18 protein-coding genes are annotated in these 19507 nt (G+C 73.1%); 3 read left to right on the top strand and 15 right to left on the bottom strand.

The window, feature by feature from the left end:
* Nucleotides 1-41: 41 nt before the first annotated feature.
* On the bottom strand, nucleotides 42-698 hold the full coding sequence (pyrR, locus tag B056_RS0116780; protein WP_018503025.1) for a bifunctional pyr operon transcriptional regulator/uracil phosphoribosyltransferase PyrR: 657 nt from the start codon (nucleotides 696-698) through the stop codon (nucleotides 42-44).
* Between the two features lie 498 nt (nucleotides 699-1196).
* Here pyrR and bldD point away from each other — a divergent pair, with 498 nt between their 5' ends.
* Nucleotides 1197-1694, top strand: a complete 498-nt coding sequence (gene bldD / locus B056_RS0116775) for a transcriptional regulator BldD (RefSeq protein ID WP_006540108.1) — start codon at nucleotides 1197-1199, stop codon at nucleotides 1692-1694.
* A gap of 173 nt (nucleotides 1695-1867) precedes the next feature.
* Here bldD and nusB read toward each other — a convergent pair whose 3' ends face one another.
* The 14 genes from nusB to B056_RS36880 form a co-directional block, all read right to left on the bottom strand.
* A complete protein-coding gene (gene nusB / locus B056_RS36885) occupies nucleotides 1868-2299 on the bottom strand; it encodes a transcription antitermination factor NusB (protein WP_076784709.1) in 432 nt (143 codons plus the stop codon).
* Nucleotides 2296-2859: an elongation factor P gene (efp, locus tag B056_RS0116765; protein WP_018503023.1), complete on the bottom strand. Its 564-nt coding sequence runs from the start codon at nucleotides 2857-2859 to the stop codon at nucleotides 2296-2298. The genes nusB and efp overlap by 4 nt, the downstream gene beginning before the upstream one ends.
* Nucleotides 2860-3077: 218 nt before the next feature.
* Nucleotides 3078-4187: a 3-dehydroquinate synthase gene (gene aroB / locus B056_RS0116760; RefSeq protein ID WP_026239785.1), complete on the bottom strand. Its 1110-nt coding sequence runs from the start codon at nucleotides 4185-4187 to the stop codon at nucleotides 3078-3080.
* Complete coding sequence (locus B056_RS0116755) at nucleotides 4187-4750, bottom strand: shikimate kinase (RefSeq protein ID WP_051105649.1); 564 nt, start codon at nucleotides 4748-4750, stop codon at nucleotides 4187-4189. The genes aroB and B056_RS0116755 overlap by 1 nt, the downstream gene beginning before the upstream one ends.
* Before the next feature lie 2 nt (nucleotides 4751-4752).
* Nucleotides 4753-5937: a chorismate synthase gene (aroC, locus tag B056_RS0116750; RefSeq protein WP_026239784.1), complete on the bottom strand. Its 1185-nt coding sequence runs from the start codon at nucleotides 5935-5937 to the stop codon at nucleotides 4753-4755.
* A 58-nt stretch (nucleotides 5938-5995) separates the two neighbouring features.
* Nucleotides 5996-6667 (bottom strand): prepilin peptidase, encoded by a 672-nt coding sequence (locus tag B056_RS0116745; RefSeq protein ID WP_018503019.1) that lies wholly within the window; start codon nucleotides 6665-6667, stop codon nucleotides 5996-5998.
* A gap of 39 nt (nucleotides 6668-6706) precedes the next feature.
* Complete coding sequence (locus B056_RS0116740) at nucleotides 6707-7603, bottom strand: shikimate dehydrogenase (RefSeq protein WP_018503018.1); 897 nt, start codon at nucleotides 7601-7603, stop codon at nucleotides 6707-6709.
* A 2-nt stretch (nucleotides 7604-7605) separates the two neighbouring features.
* On the bottom strand, nucleotides 7606-9015 hold the full coding sequence (mltG, locus tag B056_RS0116735) for an endolytic transglycosylase MltG (protein ID WP_018503017.1): 1410 nt from the start codon (nucleotides 9013-9015) through the stop codon (nucleotides 7606-7608).
* The gene (gene ruvX, locus B056_RS0116730; protein ID WP_018503016.1) at nucleotides 9012-9545 is read right to left on the bottom strand and encodes a Holliday junction resolvase RuvX; all 534 of its coding nucleotides are present in this window, start codon (nucleotides 9543-9545) and stop codon (nucleotides 9012-9014) included. Before ruvX ends, mltG begins: the two co-directional genes overlap by 4 nt.
* Nucleotides 9542-12184 carry an alanine--tRNA ligase gene (gene alaS, locus B056_RS0116725; RefSeq protein ID WP_018503015.1) on the bottom strand — a complete coding sequence of 881 codons (2643 nt, stop codon included), beginning with the start codon at nucleotides 12182-12184 and terminating at the stop codon, nucleotides 9542-9544. The genes ruvX and alaS overlap by 4 nt, the downstream gene beginning before the upstream one ends.
* 93 nt (nucleotides 12185-12277) lie before the next feature.
* Nucleotides 12278-12646 (bottom strand): hypothetical protein, encoded by a 369-nt coding sequence (locus B056_RS0116720; protein WP_026239783.1) that lies wholly within the window; start codon nucleotides 12644-12646, stop codon nucleotides 12278-12280.
* A complete protein-coding gene (locus tag B056_RS0116715; RefSeq protein ID WP_018503013.1) occupies nucleotides 12646-13140 on the bottom strand; it encodes a DUF948 domain-containing protein in 495 nt (164 codons plus the stop codon). The genes B056_RS0116720 and B056_RS0116715 overlap by 1 nt, the downstream gene beginning before the upstream one ends.
* Before the next feature lie 289 nt (nucleotides 13141-13429).
* Nucleotides 13430-14818 carry a replication-associated recombination protein A gene (locus B056_RS0116710; protein WP_018503012.1) on the bottom strand — a complete coding sequence of 463 codons (1389 nt, stop codon included), beginning with the start codon at nucleotides 14816-14818 and terminating at the stop codon, nucleotides 13430-13432.
* 236 nt (nucleotides 14819-15054) lie between these two features.
* The gene (locus B056_RS36880) at nucleotides 15055-16059 is read right to left on the bottom strand and encodes an MHYT domain-containing protein (protein ID WP_230203034.1); all 1005 of its coding nucleotides are present in this window, start codon (nucleotides 16057-16059) and stop codon (nucleotides 15055-15057) included.
* A 1100-nt stretch (nucleotides 16060-17159) separates the two neighbouring features.
* Between B056_RS36880 and B056_RS0116700 the strand changes: the two genes are divergently transcribed.
* Nucleotides 17160-18104, top strand: coding sequence for a FadR/GntR family transcriptional regulator (locus B056_RS0116700; RefSeq protein WP_018503010.1), 945 nt, complete (start codon nucleotides 17160-17162; stop codon nucleotides 18102-18104).
* A gap of 649 nt (nucleotides 18105-18753) precedes the next feature.
* Nucleotides 18754-19507: FadR/GntR family transcriptional regulator (locus tag B056_RS0116695; RefSeq protein WP_035751778.1), on the top strand; the 754-nt coding region annotated here is incomplete at its 3' end.

The following is a 19507-nucleotide window of genomic DNA, read 5'->3' as shown; positions in this document are numbered from 1 at the left end:
CGCCCACCACCTCGGACGGCGGCTCGGTGCCGCTTCGGCGGTCACGGCGCGTCCGGCGAGACGATGAGGACGGCGTCGGCGCCGTCGACCTCACGGAGCCGGACGGCGACCGACTCGCGGCGCGAGGTGGGCATGTTCTTCCCCACGTAGTCGGCGCGGATGGGCAGCTCGCGGTGGCCCCGGTCGACCAGGACGGCGAGCTGCACCGCGCGCGGGCGGCCATAGGCGGACAGTGCGTCGAGCGCGGCCCGGACGGTGCGCCCGGAGTAGAGGACGTCGTCGACCAGGACGACGACCATCCCGTCGACCCCGCAGTCGGGGATCTCGGTCACCTCGAGTGGGCGGACACCGCGCAACCGAAGGTCGTCCCGGTACATCGTCGGATCCAGGGAGCCCACGGGAAGGATCACACCCTCGACCGCCTCCACCCGGCGGGCCAGCCGCTGCGCGAGCGGCACACCACGGGTCGGGATACCCAGCAGGACCACATCGTCGCCGCCGGAGGTCTTCTCCAGCACCTGGTGCGCCATCCGGCTCACGACCCGGCTCATGTCCGTGGCGGAGAGCACGGTGCGGGTGACGTTCGACCCTTCGGGCCCGGCGAGCCCCTCGGCGCCGGCGGGCGTGCTGCTCGCATCGGCCGTCCCGGCACGGAGCTCGTCTCGTGGACGGGTGGTACTCCCGGTACGCCCGGACATGTCCCGGGCAGGGTCGCCTTGCGCGGCCGAGGCCACGAGGTGTCCCTCCTTCCCCGCCTCACTGGACGGTCCTTAAAGGAGCGGTCCACGCGACCGTACCAGCCGTCCACGGGCCCAAGGGACCGGTCGAGCAGGCCTGAGGGCCGGGGCCACCCAGGGCGTCGGCCCGGTACGGACGGATTCCACCGGCGTTTCAACCAGCTCGCGAGAGCCGTTGCTGAGAGTGACACGGGTCACGATGCTCCGCATACCGAGGACCGAAATCGTTACTACAGGTCACCGTAGATAGACGAAACGCGTCGACCAACGCTCCATCCGGGAAGTACCAGCGGCGCTAATGCCAGCCGCAACCAGGAGGCTACAGAAAGTGGTACAAAGAAAGAGGCGACACGACCCCCCGGGTGTCGAGCCGCAACCTGGCGGGCACTACTATCGGTAACCGCCGGCGGCAAGAGCCCCGGTTCCAGCTGATCGACCACGACAGGAGTGGGCACTTCGATGTCCGACTATGCGAAGGCGCTCGGTGCTCGGCTGCGCGCGATACGCACCCAGCAGGGGCTCTCGCTTCATGGCGTCGAGGAGAAGTCGCACGGTCGCTGGAAGGCCGTCGTGGTGGGCTCCTACGAGCGTGGAGACCGCGCCGTCACCGTCCAGCGCCTGTCTGAACTGGCCGAGTTCTACGGCGTGCCGGTAGGGGAGCTGCTCCCCGAAGGCTCCACCGTGGCGCCCCTCGAGCAGTCCCCGCGCATCGTCCTCGACCTCGAACGTCTCGCGCAGGTTCCCAAGGAGCAGGGCGGGCCGCTCGCGCGGTACGCCGCCACCATCCAGAGCCAGCGCGGCGACTACAACGGCCGGGTGCTCTCCATCCGTTACGAGGACCTGCGTTCCCTCGCGGTCATCTATGACACCTCACCGAGCAAGCTCACCGAGCAGCTCGTCTCCTGGGGTGTTCTCTCACCGGAGCAGGGCAGCGAGCCTGCCGCGTCGGACGCCTAGTCCCGCCGTCGGCTGGTCCGACCTCCGGATACCCGGCCCGGGTGTCCGGAAGCTCCGAGCACCATGGGCGAACGGTCACCGGGGGGTACCGTCGCACCAGCACCAGCACCAGGGATCTTCTGGGGGACGACCCGGTACGTCACATCCGTGACGTACCGGGACACCGCATCAGCTCAGGCCTCGGCCGACTCGGAGCTTCCCTCCGGCACCGGCTTCTCCTTGAGCAGGCTCGCCAGCAGACCGTTGACGAACGCCGGCGACCGCTCGGTGGAGATGGTCTTGGCCAGCCGCACCGCCTCGTCGATGACGACCCGGTCCGGCACGTCGGAACGCCAGAACAGCTCCAGCACGGCGATCCGCAGGATGTTCCGGTCCACCGGGGGCATCCGGTCCAGTGTCCAACCCTGGGCGAACCGGGCGATGTGCGCGTCTATCTCGGCCAGATGGGCCACCACACCCTCGACCAGGTCCGAGGTGTAGTCCGGCACCGGCGGGTCGGCCTGGGCCCGGTGCGCGGCAAGGGTCTCCATCGCCCGCACCGAGCGCATGTCCGCCTCGTAGAGGACGTCCAGCGCCCGCTTACGGGCCTTGGACCTGGCGCTCAGCTCGTCACCCGGCCCAGGTACCGGCCGTCGCGGGTGTCGACCTTGACCTTCTCACCGGTGGTGATGAACAGCGGCACCTGGATGTTCGCGCCGGTCTCGAGCGTCGCCGGCTTGGTGCCACCGGTCGAGCGGTCACCCTGGACGCCCGGATCCGTCGCGGCGATGGTCAGCTCGACGCTCGCCGGAAGCTCGACGTACAGCGGCGCGTCGTCGTGCAGCGCGACGGTGGCGACCGTGTTCTCCAGCATGTAGTCGGCGACCCCGCCCACCACGCCCGGCGGGACCGGGATCTGGTCGTAGGACTCGCTGTCCATGAACACGAAGTCGGCGCCGTCACGGTAGAGGTAGGTCATCTCGCGGCGGTCGACGGTCGCGACGTCCACCTTGATTCCGGCGTTGAACGTCCGGTCGACCACCTTGCCGGTGAGCACGTTCTTCAGCGTCGTCCGGACGAACGCCCCGCCCTTGCCCGGCTTGACGTGCTGGAATCCGACGACGTTCCACAACACCCCGTCGATGTCGAGCGTCATGCCGTTCTTCAGGTCGTTCGTTGTCGCCACTGCGCGTGTCTCTCCGTTCCGGTCGCCGTCCGGCCGATCGCCGTATGCCTGATCGCCGTAACGCCGTAGGGCCGATCGCCGTGTTGTCGACCGACCGTCAGCTGGTCGGTCGTCGGCCCGCCGTTCGTCACCGGGCCAGGCCGCGGCAAAGTCTACAGATGGAGGGCATGGCCGCCTCGCAGCCCACGGCTGACCCGCCCGCGCTGCCAGCCGAACGGTCAGTTCTCGCCGGCACTCACACCGCCCGCGGCCACCGAGCCGTACGCGGCCAGCAGCAGGCCGGGCTCGGGGTCGTCGAAGCCGCGCGGCCGGCCGAGCTCCTCGAGCACGACGAAACGCAGCCGCCGGCCCCGGGTCTTCTTGTCCACCCGCATCGCGTCGAGCAGCACCGGCCAGCGGTCCCCCCGGTACTCCACCGGCAGCCCGATGGCCCGCAGCAGCTCACGGTGACGGTCGGCGGTCGCGCGGTCGAGCCCGGCGACCAGCCGGGAGAGCTCGGCGGCGAAGACCATGCCGACCGAGACCGCCGCACCATGCCGCCAGGAGAAGTTCTCGACCTTCTCGATCGCGTGGGCGAGGGTGTGCCCGTAGTTCAGGATCTCGCGCCGGCCGGACTCGCGCGGGTCGCCGGACACCACCTCCGCCTTGACCCGGATCGACCGCTCGACGAGCTCGGGCAGCCGCGCCGAGCCGGTCGGATCGGCCTCCAGCAGCTCGAGGATGCGTGGATCGGCGATGAACCCGGTCTTGACGACCTCGGCGAGCCCGGCGCGGACCTCGACCGCCGGCAGGCTGGCCAGGGTCGACAGGTCACAGAGCACCGCCAGCGGCTGGTGGAAGGCGCCGACCAGGTTCTTGCCCGCCGCGATGTCGATGCCCGTCTTGCCTCCGACCGCCGCGTCGACCATCCCGAGCACGGTGGTGGGGATCTGGATGACGTCGACGCCGCGCAGCCAGCCCGCCGCGACGAACCCGGCCAGGTCGGTCGTCGTCCCGCCGCCGAGCCCGACCACCAGGTCGTCACGGGTGAAGCCGACGCGGCCGAGGGCGTCCCAGCAGGCGCCGGCCACCCGCAGCTGCTTGGCCTCCTCGCCGTCGGGCACCTCGAAGGCGTGTGCCTCGACGCCGCCGTCACCACGCAGCCCGGCGAGGACCACGGCGGCGGTGGCCCGCAGCGCTCGCGGGTGAACGACCATGACCCGGGTGCGCCCCACGGCCAGCGCCGGCAGCTCGTCGAGCGCGCCCTCGCCAAGCACCACGTCGTAGGCCCGGTCACCGGACGGGGTGACCTGGATGCGGACCAGGTCGGAAACCTTCATAGCGCACATCAGTGCCCCGCCTTCCCGGCGAGCTCGATCAGGATCGCGGCGACGACGTCGTCGATCCCGAGGGCGGCGGTGTCCACCGTGATCGCGGCCACCTCCTCGTACAGCGGACGGCGGGCTTTCAGCAGCGCGGCCAGCCTGGTCCGCGGGCCCTCCACGAGCAGCGGCCGGTCGCGCGCGAGCCCGACCCGCTTCGCCGCGTCGGACGCGGTCACGTCGAGGTAGACGACCCAGTGCCGGGCCAGCTCGGCGCGGACGCCGGCGTCGAGCACCGCCCCGCCGCCGAGGGCGAGCACACCCGGGTGCTCGGCCAGGGCCGTCAGCACCGCCGCCCGCTCCACGGCGCGGAAGTACTCCTCGCCGTGTTCCAGGAACACGTCGGAGACGCTCATCCCGAGGTTCGACTCGACGTCGGCGTCGGTGTCCCGGAAGGTCACCCCGAGCCGCGCCGCGACCGCCATGCCGACGGTGCTCTTGCCCGCTCCCGGCGCACCGACCAGTACGGCGACCGGGCCGGCCACGGCTGCCCCCCGCCCGTCGGCTCGCGACCCGTTCTCCGCTCGCATGGTCAGCGCACCGCCAGCGACTTCAGGTAGGCCTCGCAGTTACGCCGGGTCTCCTCCACCGAGTCGCCGCCGAACTTCTCCAGGGCCGCGCCGGCCAGCACGAGGGCGACCATCGCCTCGGCGACCACGCCGGCCGCCGGCACCGCGCACACGTCCGACCGCTGGGCGATGGCGACGGCCGGGTCGCCGGTGGCGACGTCGATCGTGGCCAGTGGCTTCGACAGGGACGAGATCGGCTTCATCGCCGCGCGGACCCGCAGCGGCTCGCCCGTCGTCATCCCGCCCTCGACGCCGCCGGCGCGGTCGCTGGCCCGGCGGACCCGCCGGCCCGGCCCCTCGATCGGCTCGATCTCGTCGTGGGCGACCGATCCGCGCCGGCGGGCGGTGCGGAAACCGTCACCGAACTCGACGCCCTTGATCGCCTGGATGCCCATCAGCTCGCCGGCGAGCCGCGCGTCGAGCCGGCGGTCGCCGTGGACGTAGCTGCCCAGCCCTGGCGGGCAGCCGTAGGCCAGCACCTCGACGACGCCGCCGAGGGTGTCCGCGTCGCGGTGCGCGGCGTCGATCTCGGCGACCATGCGCGCGCTGCTGGCCGGATCGCCGCAGCGCACCGGGTCGGCGTCGACGGCGGCCAGCGAGGTGGGCGGCGGCGTGCCCTCGGGAACCTCGACCGCGCCGATCGCGACGACGTGCGAGACCACCTCGATGCCGTACGCCTGGCGCAGCAGCGCCTTGGCGACCGTGCCCAGCGCGACCCGGGCGGCCGTCTCCCGGGCACTCGCCCGCTCGAGCACAGGCCGCGCGTCGTCGAAGCCGTACTTCTGCATGCCGGCGAGGTCGGCGTGGCCCGGGCGTGGACGGGTGAGCGGGGCGTTGCGGCCCAGCCCCTCCAGCTCCGCCGGGTCGATCGGGTCGGGGGCCATCACCCGCTCCCACTTCGGCCACTCGGTGTTACGCACGACGACGCTCACCGGGCCGCCCAGGCTGACCCCGTGCCGCAGGCCCCCGAGCAGCTCGATCTCGTCCTGCTCGAACTTCATCCGGGCGCCGCGGCCGTGGCCGAGACGGCGCCGGGCCAGCTCGGCGCCGATGTCCGCACTGGACACCCGGATGCCCGCCGGCAACCCCTCGACCGTCGCAACCAGGGCAGGGCCGTGTGACTCCCCCGCCGTCAACCAACGCACCATGCCCGCCAGTCTTTCACGGCCGGTCCGGTACGAGCTCCCGTCGCGGGCCGGAGATCGCTCAGCCGGCCGGTTCCCAGCCGGCGCCGAGCACCGCGATCAGCGCCCCGGCCAGCAGAAACGGGCCGTAGGCAATGGGATCACGGCGGGACACCCGGCGCAGCGCCAGCAGCACGAGCACCACCACGCCGGAGATCATGGTCGTCGCGACCAGCCACACCGCGACGGCCGACCAGCCCAGCCAGCCCGTCGCCACACCGAGCAGCCCGGCGAGCTTCACGTCCCCCCGGCCCAGCCCGGCTCCCGGCAGCAGGCGCAGGCCCGCGTACAGCAGCCAGGCCACGGCGCCGGCGAGCAGCGCCCGCGGCCAGCGGTCCGGCGCGCCCTCGGCCAGCGCGGGCACGGCGAGCAGCCCGACCAGCACCGGGTAGGAGGGCAGCACGATCACGTCCGGCAGGCGGTGCACCCGCAGGTCCACCGCGGCGAGCACGACCCCGACAACCGTCAGGTACAGGTAGGCGGGCAGACGTCCCGGGTGCGGGTAGGTCGACGCGGCCACCGCGGCGATCAGGGCGGCCGTGACGGCGCTGAGAGCGGCCGGCGCGGGGGCCGCCCGGCACGGCGGCCGGCCGTCCACCGGATCGAAGGAGCCGACGAGCCGGGGCAGCAGCGGGATCGGCACCGCGGCGCAGACCCCGGCCGTCACGGTGGCGGCGACCACCACCGTGCTCACCCGACCGCCCTGCTCACCCGACCGCCGCGGTCACCGGGCTCACCCGGTGCGGCTCGCGACGCGGGCCGACAGCGCCGCGTGCCCGGCGGCGAGCAGGACCCCTTCGTCCACGGGACGGCCGGTGAAGTGGCACACCTGCCCGACCGCCTGGCCGGCCAGCACCTCGAGGCCGCCGACCACCCGCGCGCCGCCGCGGTAGGCGCCGGCCGCCAGCGCCGTGGGCCAGGGGTGGTAGAGCAGCTCCAGCAACGCGCAGGTCACCGGCCAGGGGCGGCGCGCGAGCTCGTCGGTCACCCCGGCGGGGGTGGTGGCGACCACCAGGTCCGGCCCGGCCGGCATCCCGCCGGTCAGGATGTCCCAGGGCAGCGCCGTGACCGAGACCCCGAGCCGGGCACCGATGCCGACGAGTTCGGCGACCGCGCCGGGGCGGCGCGCCACGACGGCGACCCGGGTGGCCCCGCCCCGGGCGAGCGCGGCGACCACCGCCCGCGCCGTGCCGCCGGCCCCGAGGACCAGTGGCTGGACCGGGGCCGCCCCGCCGGTGAGCCGCCGCAGCGCGTACCCGACGCCGTCGACGTCGGTGTTGAACCCGGCGAGCCGCCCGTCCGCCCGGACGACCACGGTGTTCACCGCGCCGAGCAGGGCCGCGGTGGGTTCGACGTCGTCGAGCAGGTCGACCGCCGCGGTCTTGAGCGGCATCGTCAGCGAGACCCCGGCCCAGCCGGGCTCGTCGCGCAGGCGGTCGAGCATGCCCGGCAGGCCGGCCTCGTCGCACTCGATCGCCGTGTAGGTCAGGTCCAGGCCGAGCCGCTCGTAGGCGGCGGTGTGCAGCACCGGGGACAGGGAGTGGCCGATGGGCGAGCCGAGCACCGCCGCCCGCCTGGCGTGCGGACCCGGCCCGGCCGGCTCCGCACGGTCACGAGAGCTGATCACCACGGCTATTCAGCCCCTCCCTGGCGGTGGTATTCGGCCAACGCCTCCTCGAACTCCGCGTCGGTGGTGGCGAAGACCGTCTCGTGCGTCTGCGGCATGGAGACGAAGTAGAACCACGATCCGGGCGCCGGGCTGAGCGCGGACTCGATCGCCCAGGAGCTCGGGTTCGAGATCGCGCCGGGCGGCAGCCCCTCGACCGTGCGAGTGTTGTACGGGTTGTTCGCGCGCAGCTGGGCGTCGCTCAGCGGGCCCTCGTACTCGTCGAAGGCGTACCGGGTGGTCGAGTCCATGTCGATCCGCCGGAAGCGGCCCGTCTCGTCGTTCAGCCGGTTGTAGATGACCCGCGCCACCTTCGGCCCCTCGTCCTGGTTCGCCACCTCCTTCTCGATGATCGAGGCGATGATCACGATGTCCTGGGGCCTGACGTGCCCGGACGCCGCGCGGCCGGCGAGGTTGATCTTCTCGGCATTGGCCCGGAACCGGGCGACCGCCTCCTTGAGCACGTCCACCGGGTCGGTGCCGGGCGCGACGTCGTAGGTCGACGGGAAGAGGTAGCCCTCCAGCCCCGTGGCGTACTCGGGCAGGCCCAGCGACGACGGCTTGCGTGCGATCGCCTCCAGGTCTGCCACCGGCGTGCCCGTGCGTGTGGACAGCTCCTTGAACACCTGCCGGACCGTGTCCCCCGGGCTGATCGTGTACCGGAACAGCGCGGAGGAGGCGTCGTCGAGCAGCGCGTCCAGCGCCGCCGCGGCGCTCATCTTCGAGCGCAGCCGGTAGGTGCCCGGCTGGATCGACAGGGCGCGCTGATCCCGCGACGCGACGTTGACGAAGGCCTGCCGGCTGGCGATCACGTCGGAGGCGGCCAGCCGGCCGGCGATCTCCGACGACGTGGCGCCGGCGGGCACCTGGACGACGACGAGGCCCTCCCCGGACCCCGCGTAGTCGGCCGCGGGCTCCCCGCCGATCCGGCCGACGACCTTGCCGACGCCGAAGATCCCCGCGCCGACCAGGGCGGCGACCACGACCAGGACACCGATCAGCTTCGGCAGGGCCGAACCCGGCCGACGTCCGTCAGACCGCCCCCGGGCCGCGCCGCGCCCGCGGCCACGCCCCGGCGGGCCGGACCCGTCCTCGGGGTCGTCTCCGGCGACGTCGTCGTAGCCGCCGTACGCCCCGTACGCGTCGGCCTCGAAGCCGGCCTCCTCGAGGCCGGCCTCCTCGTAGCCCGCCGGATCGTGCTCATCCGCCGCCAGGCCGGCCCGGTCGCGGCTGCGGCCGCGGTCGTCCGGGCCGCCGCCGCGGCCCCGGCGGGCACCCGTCGCGGCCCGGCGCTGTTCCCCGTACTCCCGGTCGTCGTAGTCGTCGTAGCCCGCGCCGTCGAGCAGCTCGTCGAATCCGTCCCCGTCCCGGATCACGCCGGATCCAGGGGCCGCCCAGTACCGCCCGGGGCGGCGCCGTCGGCTCCCCCGCGTGCCCGGCGGACGTCCAGGTGCTGCTGCAGGATCTGCACTGCTGCCTCCTGATCCACGAGATCACGGCGGGCCCGGGAACGCAGTCCGCGCTCAGCCATTCTGCGATGCGCCACGACCGTGGTCAGCCGCTCGTCGACGAGACGGACCGGCACGGGCGCGACACGCGCGGACAGCAGCTCCGCGTACCGCCGCGCGAGCCGGACGGCCTCGCCCTCCCGGCCGGAGAGGTGACGCGGCAGACCGACGACAACCTCGACAGCGTGCCTGTCCCGAACGATGTCGGCAAGCTCGTCGACGTCCGAAAAGCCACGGCGGGACACATCTCGGCGCAGGGTTGTCACCGGGACGGCGAGCAGACCGTCGGGATCGCTCACCGCCACACCGACCCGCACCGACCCGACATCCACCCCGATCCGCACGCCGCGCCCCGCGTCCGGATCCGGGTCTGTGCTGGAATCCCCGGTGTCGTTCACGCGCCCTGGTCGGCGACCAGCTCGCGCAGCCGGGCGAAGACCTTCGGGATCATGTCCGCGTCGCCACGGCCGCCCTGGGCGACGTCGGGCTTGCCGCCGCCCTTGCCGCCGAGCGCGGCCCAGGAGTGCCGGACCAGGTCGCCGGCCCGCAGGCCGCGGGTGCGCGCGGTCTCGTCGGTCGCCACGACGACGGCCGCGCCGGCCGCCTCGGCGACCGCGACCACCGCCGGCCGGCCGGCGAGCCGGCCACGCACGTCCAGGGCGAGCAGGCGGACGTCGTCGGCCGGGGTGCCCGCGGGCACCTGCGCGGTGACCAGCGCCACGCCGGCCACGTCCTCGGCGCCGGCGGCGAGCGCCGCCGCGCCGGCCAGCACCGCCTGCGCCCGCAGCCGCTCCAGCTCCTTCTCGGCGTCACGCAGCCGCCCGACGATGTCGGCGACCCGGTCGGCGAGCTCGTCCGGACGGGCCTTGAGCGCGCTGGAGAGCTGCGAGACGAGCACGTGCTCGCGGGCCAGGAAGCGGAAGGCGTCCATGCCGACCAGCGCCTCCACCCGGCGGGTCCCGGCCGAGATGGACGACTCGGACAACAACTTGATCGCGCCCAGCTGGGCCGAGCTGGCCACATGGGTGCCACCGCACAGCTCGCGGGCGTAGTCCCCGACGTCCACGACGCGGACCCGGTCGCCGTACTTCTCACCGAACAGCGCCATCGCGCCCAGCCGGCGCGCCTCCTCCTGGGAGGTGACGTACCAGCGGACCTCCAGGTCCCGCAGGGCGATCTCGTTCACCTCGTCCTCGACGTCGGCGAGGACGGAGTCGGGCACCGCGCCGAGCGCGTGGAAGTCGAAACGCAGCCGGCCCGGCGAGTTCAGCGACCCGGCCTGCGTCGCGGACTCGCCGAGCGCCCGGCGGAACGCGGTGTGCACGAGATGGGTGGCGGTGTGCGAGCGCGACACCGCGCGCCGGCGCTCGACGTCGACCTCGGCGAACACGTCCGCCCCCACCCGCAGCTCGCCGCCGAGGATCTTGACCCGGTGCATGACCAGGTCGGGCACCGGGCGCTGGACGTCGAGCACCTCGGCCTCGCCGCCGTCGAACCGGATCCGGCCCAGGTCGGCCTCCTGGCCACCGCTCTCGGCGTAGAAGGGGGTCGTGTCGAGCAGGATGCCGACCTCGTCCCCCTCGCCGGCCGCGGTCAGGCTGCCCCCGTCGCCGATACCGACGATGCCGACGATGCCGGACTCGCGCCCGAGCTCGGTGTAGCCGGTGAACGTGGTCGGGCCGGAGGCGGCGAGGATCGGCCGGAAGGCGGAGAGGTCCAGGTTGCCGATCCGCCGGGACGCCCGGTCGGCCTTCGCCGTCTGGCGCTGGCGCTCCATCAGCCGGCGGAAGCCCGCCTCGTCCACGGTCAGGCCCGCCTCGGACGCCATGTCCATGGTCAGGTCGATCGGGAACCCGTAGGTATCGTGCAGCCGGAACGCCGACTCGCCGCTGAGCTGGGACGACCCGCTGGACCGGGCCTGGGTGACCGCGGTGTCGAAGAGGCTGGTGCCCGTGCGCAGCGTCTCCAGGAAGGCCGTCTCCTCGGCGACCGCGACCGCCGTGATCGCCTCGGCCTGGTCGACCAGCTCCGGGTAGATCGGGCCCATCGCCGCGCGGACCACGCCGAACAGCTCGGCCATGACCGGCTCGCGGGCGCCGAGCAGCCGGGCGTCACGCACCGCCCGGCGCAGCATCCGCCGCAGCACGTACCCGCGGCCCTCGTTGGACGGCGAGACACCGTCCGAGATCAGCATCGCCGCGGTCCGGGTGTGGTCGGCGACGACCCGCAGCCGGACGTCGGCCGCCGGGTCGGCGCCGTAGCGGGCACCGGTGAGCCGGCCGGCGGCGTCCAGCACCGGACGGGAGATGTCGATCTCGTACAGGTTCTCGACACCCTGCAGGATGGTGGCCATCCGCTCCAGGCCCATCCCGGTGTCGATGTTGCGGGCGGGCAGGTCGCCGACGATCTCGTAGCCGTACTCGCTGCCCTCGCCCCGGGCGAACTGCATGAAGACGAGGTTCCAGATCTCCAGGTAGCGGTCCTCGTCCGCCTCCGGGCCGCCCTCGCGCCCGTACGCCGGGCCGCGGTCGAAGTAGATCTCGCTGCACGGGCCGCACGGGCCGGGCACGCCCATCGACCAGAAGTTGTCCTTCTTGCCGCGCCGCTGGATGCGCTCGGCGGGCAGCAGGGTGCGCCAGATCGACTCGGCCTCGTCGTCGTCCAGGTAGACGGTGGCCCACAGGTCGTCGGGGTTGAAGCCGTAGCCGTCGACGATCAGCTCGAAGGCGAACGGGATCGCCTCGGCCTTGAAGTAGTCGCCGAAGGAGAAGTTCCCGCACATCTGGAAGAAGGAGGCGTGCCGGGCGGTGCGGCCGACGTTGTCGATGTCCACGGTCCGCACGCATTTCTGCACGCTGGTCGCGCGGTTCCACGGCGCCTTCAGGTCCCCGAGGAAGTAGGGCTTGAAAGGAACCATGCCGGCGTTCACCAGCAGCAGGGTCGGGTCCTGCGCCACCAGGGACGCACTCGGGACCACGGTGTGACCCCGCTCGGAGAAGTGGTTCAGAAAGCGGCGGCGGATCTCGGCCGTGTCCATCGGTTCACGTCGTCCAGGGTCGTCGGGATAAGGCACCCGGCCACCCCGCCGACGCCGGGCCTGCGCCCGGGGTCGGCCGTGACCGGTCGGAGGTCATGGCCGGCGCGCGCCGGGGACCAGACGCATCGTCCGTTCCGGGTCGAACTCGTCAGGACCCGGGGCAGCGGCGTCCTGGTCACTCGCGGCTGCCCCCGTGCTGGTGGCGGCACCCGTGCTCGTCGCGACGCCGGTGCTCTCGCCGGCGTCGGAGCCGTCCGCGCCGTCGAGGCCGAGCGCGGAGCGGATCTCCTCCTCCCGCTCGGCCATCGCCTCGCCGACGTCGGCGGCGAACTCCCGCACCGACTGTACGAGAGACCCGGCCAGACTCGTCGGCGACAGCGAGGAGACCGCGCGGGCCACCTGGCGCACCACCAGCACCCCGGTGGCCGCGCCGAGGGCGACGTAGAACATCCTCGTCCCCATCAGCGACGACCCCGGACACCCGCGCCGGACGCGGTGACCTCGGGCGCGCGGCGCGCGGCCCGGCGCTGCGACTTCTCCGCCTTCATCTCGGCCGACACGCGCGCGCTGACATCCGCCTTCGCCCGCTTCGCGACCGCCTGGCGCACGCCGTAGCTGAACGCGGCGACCCGAACGATCGGCCCGCCCAGCGTGGCGGCGAACAGCGACGTCAGCGACGAGACGTTCGTGGTCACCGTCTGCACGTTGGCCGTGATCGCGTCGATCCGGTCGAGCTCCTTGTTGACGTGGGCGAGCGCGACGTTGACCTCGTCGACGGTCGCCCCCGCCTGCCGGACCCGGGCGGTGCCCTCGTCGATCACGATCCCGGTCTGCCGAACCCGGGCCGCGGCCTCGTCGAAGATCTTGCCGAGCTTGTACAGGACGTAGCAGGCGAAGAGCACGAGCACCGCGAACGCCCCAGAGGCGATCAGGCCCGCGACCGCACCACCGGACATGTGCTTCGCCTCCATCGTTGTCGGTAACGCCTGTGTGGATGACGCCTGTGTCGGTGCCGCCTGGTGGCACCGACCACCGGGGCCGGCCGGCCGCCGCGCTCCGACGGGCCACCCCGCCGCCCCACCTGCCACCGCGGCCGTTACGCCGTCCGGTGCGGCGCCCTCGTACGGCGCCGGGTGGCATGCTGGTGCTGTTCGCCAGTGACCTTACCGACCGGTGTGCACGCACCACCGGTAACCCCCGGGGCGTCCGTGTCCGTCCCCGGTCGGACGGGCCGGCGCCGGGCGGTCAGCCGGAGGCCTCGGCCGGGGGGTCCGGCGACTGTCCCCGCAGGACTCCGCGCAGCCGCAGGAGCCGCTCCCCCGCCCGACGCTCGAACCCGTGCCCGGTCGGGTGGTAGTAGTCCGACCCGGCGAGGACGTCCGGCGCGTACTGCTGTCGGACCACCCCGTCCGGGTGATCGTGCGGATACCGGTAGCGCTCGCCGTGACCCAGCCGCGCCGCGCCCGGGTAGTGCGCGTCGCGCAGATGCGGCGGCACCGGCCCGACCCGGCCCGCCCGGATGTCGGCCGTCGCCGCGTCCAGCGCCATGATCACCGCGTTCGACTTCGGCGCGAGGGTCAGATGGATCACCGCCTGGGCCAGGGCGAGCCGTGCCTCCGGGAGCCCGACGAGATCGAGGGCCTGAGCCGCCGCCACGGCGACCCCGAGCGCCCCGGGATCGGCCATCCCGACGTCCTCGCTCGCCAGGATGATCATCCGGCGGGCGACGAAACGCGGGTCCTCGCCGGCTTCCAGCATCCTGGCCAGGTAATGCAGTGCCGCGTCGACGTCGCCGCCACGCATCGACTTGATGAAGGCGCTGACGATGTCGTAGTGCTGGTCGCCCTCCCGGTCGTAGCGGACGGCGGCGCGGTCCACCGCCCGTTCGAGCAGCTCGAGCTCGAGCCGGACGGGACCGGCCGCGGCAGGATCCGCCGCGGCCGCGGCCGCGGCCGCCGCCGCGAGCGCCGCCTCCGCGCCCGCCTCGAGCGCGGTCAGCGCGCGCCGCGCATCCCCGCCGGCGACGCGGACCAGGTGCTCGCGGGCCTCCTCGGCCAGCACGAGGCGCCCGCCGTAGCCGCGCGGATCGGTCACCGCGCGCTCCGCCAGTTCGGCGATGTCGCTGTCGGTCAGGGGCTCGAGAGTCAGCAGCAACGATCGGGAGAGCAACGGGGAGACAACGCTGAAGAAGGGATTCTCCGTGGTCGCCGCGACCAGCGTCACCCACCCGCGTTCCACCGACGGGAGCAGCGCGTCCTGCTGGGTACGGGTGAACCGGTGCACCTCGTCGATGAACAGGACCGTCCGCACTCCGGACATCGACAGCGTCTCCCGGGCCTCGTCCACCACCGCGCGGACGTCCTTGACACCCGCGGTGACGGCCGAGAGCTCACGGAACCGCCGCCGGGTGGCCTGGGAGACGATGTGCGCCAGCGTGGTCTTCCCGGTGCCGGGCGGCCCCCACAGCACCACCGAGGTCGTCCCGCCGCCCTCCACCAGCCGGCGCAGCGGGCTGCCCTCCGCCAGCAGGTGACGCTGCCCGACGACCTCGTCCAGGCTGCGCGGGCGCAACCGGGCGGCGAGCGGGCCGGAGGAGGCCAGCGTCTCGGCCAGCTCCGCGTCGAAGAGACTCACCCTCCCACCGTACGACCGAGGTCCGACACCATTACGTGAGCCGGCGGACGGCGAGCACTCGGCCGCGCGACCCGGCGGACGGCGGCAGCTCGGACGGCGGCAGCTCGGACGACAACCACGCCGAGGGCCACCGCGCGACATCCGGCCTCCACGGGCCCTCCGGAGATCATCGCTGCCCGTGGTGGGCGTCACCCGTCCAGCCGACCGGATCGGCCGGGCGCCGCTGGTCCAGCGGATCACGCCAGTCTCCGGTGCCCCGCCGGTCCGCGGTGTCGCCGGTCGCCGCGCTGGGCCGTCCAGGCGGCCTGGTCACCGGTCTCGGGCCATCCGCCACCGGCACCACGGCCGACCGGCCCAGGCCGCTCGGGCCCACCACGGCCGACCGGCTCCAGCCGCTCGTCCACATCCGCCCGGCCTACCGGCTCCAGCCGCTCACCCGCGCCGACCCGGCCGGCGTCATCGGCGCGCTGCCGGTGGGACGGGCCGCCCCCGACCCGCTCGGAAGCCGGCCGGGGCCCGCCGCGACGGCGGCTGCGCTCCTGCGCCGAGGAGAACGGATCGGAATAGGTGACCCCACCGAGCGCGGCGAAGATCACGACCGCGAGCACGGAGAAGGCGATCACGCACACCAGCATCGCCAGGGTGATCGGGTCCGCGCCGGTGACCGGGGCCACCACGGCGGTCGTCTGGACCTGCGTCGCGGCCATCGCCGTGTAGTGCATCCCGCAGACGGCCACGGCCATGACCAACGAGGCCAGCGCGACATGCAGCCCGGTGGTCACCCGGAAGGTGATCCACAACGCGGCCAGCGCGGCGGCGATGGCGATGCCGACAGAGAGGGCCACCAGCCCTCGTCGGTAGCTGATGTCACTTCCGACGCGCATCGCGGCCATACCCGTGTAGTGCATCGCGGCGACGCCGAGGCCGGCGACGACACCACCGGCGGCCAGCCGCAGCGGGCTGTCCGGGCGCCGGGCCACCAGCGACAGGCCCACCGCGGAGACGGCGATCGCGATGAGCAGGGACAGCCCGGTCAGCGGCAGGTCGTACCGAACGTCGCGGTTGTCGACCTGGTAGCCGATCATTCCGATGAAGTGCATGGACCACATCGCGCCACCGCCGAGCGACACCGCGGCCAGCAGCGTCCACCGCAGCCGCGCCCGCCCCTGGGCGGAAGGTATCCGCATCGCGCTCACCAGCGCGGCGAACGAACCGATCACGGCCAGCAGTAATGACACCACGACGAACAGAAGATCCTGACTCGAATGCTGATGAGCCACCTGCACCGTGATCAATTTCCCCCCAGACCAGCGAAAAGACGCTCATTCCTAACACAAGTTCTCAGTTAGCGAAAAGTTGCTCGCCGAATTACACGGGCGGAAGTAACGCAGACCGCGCCGAGCCGCGGCGGCCCGAGATCAGGACTTCGGTCCCTACGGTGACAGGCCGGAGACCTCTTGTGGCAGGCGACTCATCCGTCGCGACGGAGTCAATTTGTCACCCTGAGTAGCAAGCCGCTACCCTCGGCTCCGACGAGCATCCCTGCGGAGCGGGGCCCCGAGACCGGCCCGCCAGCCTCCCGAGATCGCCCCGTTCCTTCTCCCGAGATCGCCCCGTTCTTTCCGCGACCCACCGGCCGCGGACCCTCCGCGAATTCCATCCGTCCCGGCGCGCAACCCAGCGGGTGGTCAGTGAATATGAACGCGGATACCCTGACCCGGCACTCCGGAGTGGTTCACGGGCCGAGAACGGGGGCGGGGCGCGACCACCGCGTATCAGCGGCCCGGAAGTGCGTCGTTTTTCCGCCCGAACGGTCGAACGGGATGTAGGTGGCCTGTAAGTGCCGGTCCCGGTGGATGGCATGGGCCACACGGCCGGATGTCGAGAGCCCGGCCCGGTCCACCACCGACGACACCGCCGCACGCCGCGTCGACGGCACGACGGAAGCCGCCACGCAGTGGAAACAGCCGGGCTACGCGCATTCTCGGCCGGGCGGGCATCCACCGGTCACGCTTCCGGGCCACCGTGACACGAAGCGGCGGAGCTGCACAGATGCCAAACCGACGCGCCCCGGGCCCACATGGGTAGCTGCAATCGGTTGACTGGAGCCCCTTATCTGGAACACGCTTCCGATGCCGGGGGGCAAACGTCGGTGCCGTCTACCGGGAACTCTCCGGAACGGTACGGAACACGTCCGGAAAGGAATCCGAGCACACTGTGGGTGTCATCGCGAACGCCGTCGACAGGTCGCCGGCGCGACGCTGACCGCCCGCCGTCGGAGCAGTCACGGCGACGCCGGAAAATCCGGCGTCGGCCAACGAGTTCATCCGGAGGAAGAGCAGTGTCTGACGGGCTATCGCCGGCCGGCCGGAATACAGCGTCCGGCACGTTCCACGGCGCAGCACGGACTTCTCCACGCGGCGCCGCGCCCGCCGCCGGCCCCGCCCTCGGCGGCGGGCACGCCGCGGGCCGCCGCGCCGCCACCGGCGGCCGCCCGGAGGACGGCGGGGCGGTCGGCCTCGTCGTCGGCGAGCCGGAGGAACCGACCTCTCGGTTCGGGCAGCGCACCCTCGCCTCGAGGCTGGCGCGCACCATCGAGCTGGAGATCATCCGGCGCGGCTGGCCGGTCGGCGAGGGGCTCGGGTCGGAGGCCCAGCTCATGGAGCGCTACCAGGTCGGGCGGTCGGTGCTGCGTGAGGCCGTCCGGCTGCTGGAGAGCCGTTGGGTGGCTCGCCCGCGGCCCGGCCCCGGCGGCGGCCTCGTGGTGACCGCGCCCGACCACGACGGCGTCCGCGACGTCGCCCGGGTCTATCTCGACTTCGCCCGCGCCCGGCCAGAGCACCTCTGCGAGACCTGGTCCGCCCTGGAGGCAGTGGCGGTACGCAGGCTCGCCGAACGGATCGACACGGCCGGCCTGACCCGGTTGCGCGGCGCGCTCCAGCCGGCCGCGCCGGCCGGGCGGGCGGCGGGAGCGCGTTCGCGGCCGCGGTCGGCCGGCACCCGCCCGGCGCCGGTCGCCGCGGGCTTCACCGGGGAGGCCCCGGTGCTGTTGCACCTCGAGATCGCCCGGCTGGCGGGCAATCCGGCCGCCGAGCTGTTCATCCGGGTTCTGGCGGACCTCGCGCATCCCCGCGAGGAGGCCGACCGGCTCGGGCAGTGGTGGCAGCACCCGCTGCACGCCGAGATCGTCGACGCGATCACCCGCGGCGAGGGCGCGCTCGCCGAGCACCTCGCCCGGTCCTGCATCCGGCGGCACGTCGAGGAGGCGACCGCCCACCGGCACTGACGCCGCCAGCACCGCACCGCACCGCCGGCACCGGCGCCGGTGTCGCCGCCGGCACCGGCACCATCGCTGAACGCCATAGCGGCGAAACGGATAGCGCGGCGTCGAATACACCGGCGATTGCGCGGGTATCGGTCGACCACAGCGGATCGCGGCCACGCGGCCACCATGCCGGTACTCGCGCCGCGGTTGACGCCGCGGGGTCTTGTGCGCACAGCCGTACTCGGACAACCACCCGCACGACTTGTTGCCCGCACCGCTCATGCCCGCACTGCTCATCCCCGCACCGCGGTTGCCCACACAACCAGGTCGGACAACACGGCTGGACAGCACCGCCCGGCCGCACCACCGGCCCGACTACACCGCCCGTCAGCGACGACCTACAACGACGGCGGACAACGACCCTCGACAACGGCGACCGACAACTGCCACGGACACCTTTGGTCGACATCAGTGTCGAAGACCGGAAGGACCACGCGAACAGGGTGCGCTCGGCAGTCTCCTCATTGCGGAACGTGTATCATTCTTCCGCCGGGCACCAAGCGGGCACCGGCAACGGGCGGGCATCTAGGCCGGCCGCACACCTGAACCGGCGGGAACGCGGAATGCCCGCGGTGCGATGAGCCGCGTCCGTTCGGAGAGGCACGGAAGAATGACATTAGCCGAGCACCAGCGCGGTGGCAGGACGGCAAAAGTCCCGGGCGGCCGTGCCGCGGCCACTGGCGGCCCGCTCGGCGGTGGCCTCGGTCAGCAGGTCCGCGTGCCCAAGACCGCCGAACTCGTCGCGGCCCAGCTCCGCCGCCAGATCGTCCGTGGTGAGCTCGTCGAAGGCGACGCCCTACCCCCCGAAGCCGTCCTCATGGAACAGTTCGGCGTCTCCCGACCCACCCTGCGCGAAGCCTTCCGCGTCCTCGAATCCGAAGCCCTCATCTCCGTCCGCCGAGGCGCCCACGGCGGCGCCCGCGTCCACACCCCCGACGGCCAGGTCGCCGCCCGCTACGCCGGCCTCGTCCTCGAACACCGCCACACCACCCTCGCCGACGTCCACACCGCCCACACCCTGCTCGAACCCGCCGCCGTCCGACTCCTCGCCACCCACCACACCGACACCACCCTCACCACCCTGCACACCGCCCTCACCCACCCCGACCCCACCCACTTCCACCACCAACTCCTCGAACACGCCGGCAACCAGACCCTCACCATGATCGCCGGCATGCTCCGCCACATCCTCGACACCCACACCACCCTCCCCACCCACACCACCCCCCACAACCACCACGACCACACCCACCTCCTCGACCTCATCGCCCGCCACGACACCGACGCCGCCGAAACCCACTGGCGCACCCACATCGCCACCATCCCCAGCCAGTCACCCAGCACCGTCATCGACCTGCTCGGCG

It is taken from the genome of Parafrankia discariae, assembly GCF_000373365.1.
GTDB classification, from domain to species: Bacteria; Actinomycetota; Actinomycetes; order Frankiales; family Frankiaceae; genus Parafrankia; species Parafrankia discariae.
The sequence above is the reverse complement of the archived record's forward strand: the minus strand, read 5'-3'. Positions and strand labels throughout refer to the sequence as shown.

What these genes read in the sequence shown, in the direction of transcription:
- pyrR (WP_018503025.1), bottom strand. Translation starts at nt 698, where the DNA reads ATGTCCGGGCGTACCGGGAGTACCACCCGTCCACGAGACGAGCTCCGT.
- bldD (WP_006540108.1), top strand. Translation starts at nt 1,197, where the DNA reads ATGTCCGACTATGCGAAGGCGCTCGGTGCTCGGCTGCGCGCGATACGC.
- aroB (WP_026239785.1), bottom strand. Translation starts at nt 4,187, where the DNA reads ATGTGCGCTATGAAGGTTTCCGACCTGGTCCGCATCCAGGTCACCCCG.
- B056_RS0116755 (WP_051105649.1), bottom strand. Translation starts at nt 4,750, where the DNA reads ATGCGAGCGGAGAACGGGTCGCGAGCCGACGGGCGGGGGGCAGCCGTG.
- aroC (WP_026239784.1), bottom strand. Translation starts at nt 5,937, where the DNA reads ATGGTGCGTTGGTTGACGGCGGGGGAGTCACACGGCCCTGCCCTGGTT.
- alaS (WP_018503015.1), bottom strand. Translation starts at nt 12,184, where the DNA reads ATGGACACGGCCGAGATCCGCCGCCGCTTTCTGAACCACTTCTCCGAG.
- B056_RS0116720 (WP_026239783.1), bottom strand. Translation starts at nt 12,646, where the DNA reads ATGGGGACGAGGATGTTCTACGTCGCCCTCGGCGCGGCCACCGGGGTG.
- B056_RS0116715 (WP_018503013.1), bottom strand. Translation starts at nt 13,140, where the DNA reads ATGTCCGGTGGTGCGGTCGCGGGCCTGATCGCCTCTGGGGCGTTCGCG.